This window comes from Kineococcus siccus (genome assembly GCF_009906795.1).
Lineage (GTDB): Bacteria > Actinomycetota > Actinomycetes > Actinomycetales > Kineococcaceae > Kineococcus > Kineococcus siccus.
Genome location: NZ_JAAALN010000028.1, coordinates 21,533 through 27,532 on the forward strand (window position 1 = coordinate 21,533; position 6,000 = coordinate 27,532).

2 protein-coding genes are annotated in these 6,000 nt (G+C 75.8%); both read left to right on the forward strand.

Features of this window, described 5'->3' with window-relative positions:
• The first annotated feature begins 35 nt into the window (after positions 1–35).
• The gene (locus tag GTR02_RS24200) at positions 36–2,240 is read left to right on the forward strand and encodes an EAL domain-containing protein (protein WP_166606520.1); all 2,205 of its coding nucleotides are present in this window, start codon (positions 36–38) and stop codon (positions 2,238–2,240) included.
• 10 nt (positions 2,241–2,250) lie between these two features.
• On the forward strand, positions 2,251–5,880 hold the full coding sequence (locus tag GTR02_RS05745) for an EAL domain-containing protein (protein WP_166606521.1): 3,630 nt from the start codon (positions 2,251–2,253) through the stop codon (positions 5,878–5,880).
• Positions 5,881–6,000 lie beyond the last annotated feature (120 nt).

A 6,000-nucleotide genomic window follows, 5' to 3' on the forward strand; every position in this document is an offset into this window, starting at 1 on the left:
CCACCCCTGCAGTGCCACGCCCCCGTGTGGCAGGGGTGGCCGTCACCCTCGCGGGTCTGGCGCTCGTCGCGGCGTTCGGCGTCCGGGAGCGCGACGACGCGGTGGACCCCGTCGTCTTCGCGGGCGGCCTGGCCGTCCTCACGCTCTCCGCGATCGCCCCCGTGCTGCCGCTGCGCGCCCCGCGCGCCCTGGTGCGCCGGTACGCCCTCACCGGTGGCCTGTGGGGCGCGGCCCTCGCCGTCAGCGGCACCCTGGTCGGGACCACCGTGGCCGGCCTGCACGCCACGGTGCTGGTGATGTCCGCGGGCCTGGTGGGCCTGCTCCTCCTCGTCCTGCGGCAGCTGCGCGGCGCGCGCGCCGAGTCCGACGACTCCCCCCTCATCGCCGACGCCCTCATGCTCACCAGCGCCCTGGCCACCGCAGGCTGGGACGTCCTGGCCCGCACGGGGCAGACCGGGCCGTGGGGCTGGAACGCCGCGGTCGTCGTCCTCGTCGCCGTCGCGGCGGCGCTCGTCTGCGGCAACACCGCCCTCGCGGTCGAGCACCCGTACCTGCTGCGCCCGACGATGGGCGTCTCGGCCATGGCCCTCGGCACCGTCGTGGCCGCGGTGTGCGTCAAGTCGCAGCCCTGGGTGTCCCACGCGGGCGTCGCGCTGGCGGTGGGCGCCTTCGTCTGGACGCTCCTGACCCTGCCGCGCCGCGGCCTCGTCCAGCACGGCGGGGAGTCGGCCGCGCGCGCCGTGCGCCGGCTCGAGGTGGCGTCGTTCGTGCCCGGCGCGGTGCTGCTCCTCGACATCGTCCTCATCGTCGTCTCGCCGCGGTCGGACCCGATCCTCTTCGCCTTCTACTCCACGGTCATGCTCGCCTTCACCTACCGCTACGCCGGCACGGCCCGGGCCGTGCAGCTCACCACGGAGCGGCTGAAGTTCCAGGCCCTGCACGACGCCCTCACGGGCCTCAGCAACCGCGTCGCCCTGACGTCCGCCCTGACCCGGCCGGACCGCGACCAGGCCCTCGTCCTGCTCGAGCTCGACGGTCTCGACGACGTCAACGACGTGCTGGGCGTCGCGGTCGGCGACGCCGTCATCCTCGCCGCGTCGCAGGCCACCTGCGCCGTGCTGGCGGAGACCGGCGGCCGGGCCTTCCGCACCGGCGGCGACGAGTTCGCCGTCCTCGTGGACGGCGACGGCATCGACGCGCTGCGCCTCGCGGAACGCCTCATCGCCGCCATCTCCACGGCGCCCGCCACGGTCGACGGCGTCGAGCGCTTCCCGCTCACCGCGACCGCCGGCGTCGCCGCCGCACCCCGCGAGCACGGCGACGACGTCATGCTCCCCTTCGTCCAGGCCGACATCGCGCTGCGCGACGCCCGCCAGACCGGCGAGGGTTCGGTGTCCGTGTTCTCCGGGTCGGTCGCGGCCGCGCACCACCGCCGCAGCCTCCTGCGCGAGCGCCTCGCCGAAGCCATCCGCGACGGCGGCGTCGACGTGCACTACCAGCCCGTCGTCGACTTCCTCTCCGGCCGCGTCATCAAGTTCGAGGCTCTCGCGCGCTGGAACGACCCGGTCCTCGGCCGCATCAGCCCCGTCGAGTTCATCGCGATCGCCGAGGAGTCCAACCTCGTCGTCGCGCTCGGCGAGAGCGTCCTGCGCCGCGCCGTCGACTGGGCCCACGCGGCCGGGGTGTTCGACGCGGGCGTCGGGCTGGCCGTCAACGTCTCGGTCGTGCAGCTGCAGTCGCCCGGGTTCGCCGACATCGTGCGCGAGATCCTGGACACCTACTCCCTCACGCCCGCCCTGCTGACCCTGGAGCTCACCGAGTCGGTGTTCCTCGACGAGGAGTCCCTCGCGGAGCGCGTCGTCAAGGAGCTCGCGGGCCTCGGCTGCAGCATCGCCATCGACGACTTCGGCACCGGCTACTCCGCGTTCGGCTACCTCGGCCGGCTGCCCGTGCACATCCTCAAGATCGACCGCTCGCTCACGCAGGCCATGACCGACGACGTCAACGGCCAGTCCGTCGTGACGTGCGTCGTGGACCTCGCGAACCGCCTGGGCCTCACCGTGATCGTCGAGGGCGTCGAGACCGAGCAGCAGGCCGCGATCTGCCGGTTCATCTCCGCGCCGCTGGGCCAGGGCTGGCTGTACTCCGCGGCCGTCCCGCGCACGCAGCTCGCCGCGCAGCTGACCCACGTCTACGGCGTGGGCGAGACGGTGGGGCTGCGCGATGCACGGGCGGTCTGAGCCGGTCGGCGTGACCGTGCTGGCCGCACGCTGGGTGCACGCGTCCGCGCTGCGGCTGCTGCCGGCCGCCTTCGCGGTCTACGCCGTCGCCGTCGTCGTCGGCCGGGCCACCCGGCTCGAGGGCGGCGCGCTCGCCCTGGTGTGGCCGGCCGCGGCCGTCGGGTTCTGCTGGCTCGCCGCGAGCTGGCACGACCGCCGCACGCGGGCGCTCAGCGCGGCCGCGCTCCTGCTGCTCGCGGCCGTCGTCAACGCCCTCACCGGTGCGGGCTGGCTCCTCGGCGGCGCGTACGCCGTGAGCAACGTCCTGCAGGCCGTCGTCGCGTGCGCCGTCATGCGGCACCTGCAGTCCCGCACGGGGGGCGAGGCGTGGCGGCTGCGCCGCTCGGGCGACCTCACGGCCCTGGCCGTCGCGTCCCTCACCGGGTCCCTCGCCGCGGCCCTCGTCGGCCCCGTGGCCCTGCACCTCAGCACGGGCGCCCCGCTGCTGCCCACGATGGGCGCCTGGGTGCTGCGCAACGCCACCAGCACCCTCGCCTTCGCCGCGCTCGCGCTGCGCCTGGCGGACCCGCAGGTGCCCCGGCCCGTGCGCGACGGCCGCCAGTGGCTCGAGCTGCTCGGCGTCGGCGTCGTCATCGCGGTGGCCTACACCGTCGTCTTCGGCCTGACGCTGCGCCTGCCGCTGGCCTACCTGCTGCTGCCGCTCAGCATGTGGATCGCCCTGCGGTTCTCCACGACCGTCGCGGCCGGCCACGTCCTGCTCGCCGGGGTCTTCGTGGTGGCCGCGACCATGGCCGGCCGCGGCCCCTTCGCGATCGACTCGGTCGCCAGCACGGTGCTGCTCGCGCAGGCCTACGTCGCCGTCGTCGGGCTCGTCACGCTCGTCCTCGCGCTGCACCGCGACGAGCGGGAGGCCGTCCAGCGCCGCGCCGACGAGCAGGCCGCCCTGCTGCGCACCGTCATCGACACCACCAGCGACGGCATCAGCGTCTTCGGCGCGGACGGCCGGATCCTGCTGCGCAACCCCGCCGCCGTCGAGCTCCTGGGCGGCGGCCCCACCGACGTGCCCCGCGACGAGTGGCTGCAGCACTACGGCGTCTTCCGCCCCGACGGCACCCCGCTCGCCGCCGACGAGCTGCCGCTCACCCACGCCCTCGCCGGCGCCGCGGTCGCGGGCGTCGACGTGTTCGTGCGCACCGCCGCCGTCCCCGACGGCCGCATGCTCACGATGAGCGCGCACCCCATGCCCGCCGTCCCCGGCGCGAGCTGGAACGGCGGCGCGGTGATGGCCTTCCACGACGTCACCGAGGCCCGCGCGGCGGCCGGCGAGATCGTGCGCGCGCACCGGCTCCTCAGCGGCGTGCTCGACGCCTCCCGCGACTTCGCGATCGTCGCGACCGACCTCCAGGGCCGCATCACGGTCTTCAACGCGGGCGCCGAGGCGCTGAGCGGGTACACCGAGGCGGAGATGCTCGGCCGCACGCCGCGCCGCCTGCACGACCCCGCAGAGGTCGCCGCGCGCGCCGCCGACCTCGGCGTCGAGGCCGACATGGGCGTCCTCGTCGCCGGCCTCGGCGAGCAGGCCACCGAGACGCAGCGGTGGACCTACGTGCACCGCGACGGCACGCGCACCCCGGTCAGCGTGACGGTCTCCCCCGTCCTCGGCGCCGACGGCGACGTCACCGGGTACATGGGCGTGGCGCGCGACCTCACGGCCGAGCTCGCGGCCGCCGCCGACCTGGCCGACTCCGAGCAGCGGTTCCGGCTGGCCTTCGACACCGCCCCGATCGGGATGATGATGGTCGCGGTGACCGGCGACGCCCTCGGCACCGTGCTCCGCGTGAACGGCTCGATGACGCGCCTGCTCGGCTACGCCGAGATGGACCTGCTGGGCCGCCACGTCGCCGACTTCACCCACCCCGACGACCTCGCCCTCACCGCGGAGCGCCTGGCGCTGCACCGCGACGGCGACGTGGTCCAGGACGGGCTGGAGAAGCGGTACGTGCACGCCGACGGCTCGATCGTGTGGGTCCGGCTGTCCACCACGGTCGTGCACCCCCACGACTGGGAGCCGTACTCGCTGGCGCTGCTGGAGGACATCACGGCCCGCAAGGCGGCCGAGGCCGCCCTGACGCACCAGGCGCTGCACGACCCCCTCACCGGGCTCGCCAACCGCGCCCTGTTCAGCGACCGCCTCCAGCACGCCCTCGCCGCCGCGACCCGCAGCGGGGAGCGCGTCGGCGTCCTCTACCTCGACCTCGACGGGTTCAAGGCCGTCAACGACGCCGCGGGCCACGCGGCCGGCGACGAGCTGCTCCGCTGCGTCGCGGGCCGCCTCACGGACTGCCTGCGCCCCGGCGACACGCTGGGGCGCCTCGGCGGCGACGAGTTCGCGGTCGTCTGCCCCGGCGTGGACCCTCCCGCGGGCCTCCTGCGCGTGGCCGAGCGGATCCTCGAGGCGCTCGCCGCGCCGATCGAGCTGGCCGCAGGGACCTTCGGCGTCGGCGCCAGCATCGGCGCGGGCGTCGCGGAGCTCGAACCCGGCGACGACCCGGCCGCGGCCGCGGCGGGCGTCGTGGCCGCCGCCGACGAGGCCATGTACAGCGCCAAGCGCGCGGGCGGCCACCGCGTGCACAGCACCGACGAGGTCGCCCCGGGCCTGCCCTCGGCCGCCGGGCAGCTGCTGCCCGAGCTGACGCGGGCGCTCGCCGAGGGCGAGCTCGTCCTGCACGGCCAGCCCGTCCTGGACCTCGGCACGGGCCTGCCCGTGGCCGTCGAGACCCTCGTGCGCTGGCAGCACCCCGTCCGCGGGCTGCTGTCCCCCGCCGCCTTCCTCGGCGTCGCCGAGACCGGCCCGCTCGTGCTGGCCCTCGGCCGCCGCGTCCTCGACGAGTCCTGCCGCCTCGCCGCGGCCTGGTCGGCGGCGCTCGGCAGCGCGGCGCCCGACGTGCACGTCAACGTCTCCGGCCGCCAGCTGGAGTCGGGCACCCTGCACGACGACGTCGTCGCGGCCCTGGCCCGTCACGGCGTGGCGGGCGACCGCCTCGTCCTGGAGCTCACCGAGACGCACATGCCGCGCGTCACGCAGAGCCTGCGCGCCGACCTCGAGCGCCTGCGGGAGCTGGGGATCCGCATCGCCATCGACGACGTGGGCACCGGCTACTCGAGCCTCACCCGGCTCACCGAGCTGCCCGTCGACGTCCTGAAGATCGACCTGGCCTTCGTGGCCGGCCTGGGGGTCGACCCGAGCTGCGACGCCGTCGTGCGCGCGATCCTCAGCATCGGCCAGGCCCTGGGCGTCTCCGTGGTCGCCGAGGGCGTGGAGACGCCCGAGCAGGCGGAGCTGCTGCGCCGCTACGGCTGCGACACCGTGCAGGGCTACCTGTACAGCCGGCCGCTGGCCGAGGCGGACCTCCTGCGGCGGCTGGTGCAGACGCCGGTGGCGGCGCCGCCCGCGCAGGCGCAGCCTCCCCGGGGACCCGTGCGGCTGCGCTGCGGCGACGTGGTCCCGGGCTGCACCCGGACGTTCTCCGGGCCGCAGGACGAGGTCCTCCTCGCGGTCGCCGACCACGCGGCGCTGGCGCACGGCATCATCGAGCTCCCGGAGGAGCTCATCGCGCAGGTCCTCGCCGCCCTGCGCTGACCGTCCGGCGCGGTCACTCGCACCGACGGAACGACCGTCTCGACGCCACGGGACGCCCCTGACGAACCACCCGGGAGCGACCGTGGCTGCCCCTGTCCCCACCTCCGCCCCCTCCTGCGC